This is a genomic window from Sagittula salina, from assembly GCF_017813235.1.
Lineage (GTDB): Bacteria > Pseudomonadota > Alphaproteobacteria > Rhodobacterales > Rhodobacteraceae > Sagittula > Sagittula salina.
On sequence record NZ_JAGISH010000039.1, the window covers coordinates 1 to 792 of the forward strand.

Here is a 792-nt window from a genome sequence, read left to right on the forward strand (position 1 = left end):
TGAACCGCTCCGGTTTCACCGGAGGCTCCGAAGTGAGTATGGATGGAGCCTATGGGACGAGACACCAGAGCGAACCGCCATACGCCTGAGACCCGCGAGCGCGCGGTTCGGATGGTGCTGGAGAATGAAGGCAACTTCAGCGACCGGTCGGCCGCAATCCGGGCGATTGCTCCCAAGATCGGGTGCAGCCGGGAATCGTTTCGCCGATGGGTGGCGCAGTCCGAGGTCGACCGCGGCCTGCGCGATGGCGTGAGCAGCGACGAGCGCGCGCGCATCAAGGAGTTGGAGCGCGAGGTGCGGAAGGCTTCGACGTCGCTCGCTGCACGGTGGAACGCCTGATGAGACGGCCTGGCATCCGGGGCGTTGTCCGGGGAAAGGCCAGGAAGACGACGATCCCGGATCCGGCCCTGCCCTGCCCGCTGGACAAGGGGAACCGGCAGTTCCAAGCGCCTGCACCGAACCGCCTGCGGGTCAGCGATTTCACCGATGTCTCCGCCTGGCAGGGCTTCGTCCATGTCGCGTTCGTGATCGACACCGTCGCCAACAGGATCGCGGGCTGGCGGGCACCCCGGTCGCAGCAGACACAGTTCGTCCTCGATGCCCTCGAACAGGCCCTGTGCGAACGCCGACCCGGGAAGGGCCTGACCCATCATTCCGACCGCGGCGGGCAATACCTGTCCATTCGCTATACCGAGCGCCGGGGCGAGGCCGGACTGGAGCCATCGGTCGGCAGCGTGGGGGACTCCTATGACAACGCACTGGCCGAAACGATTATCGGCCTGTTCAAGACCG

General features: G+C 66.3%; 1 pseudogene. It reads left to right on the plus strand.

Annotated features, from left to right (window positions below):
• Nucleotides 1-51: 51 nt before the first annotated feature.
• Nucleotides 52-792: pseudogene (locus J5474_RS22470) on the plus strand (IS3 family transposase); the annotation flags it as partial.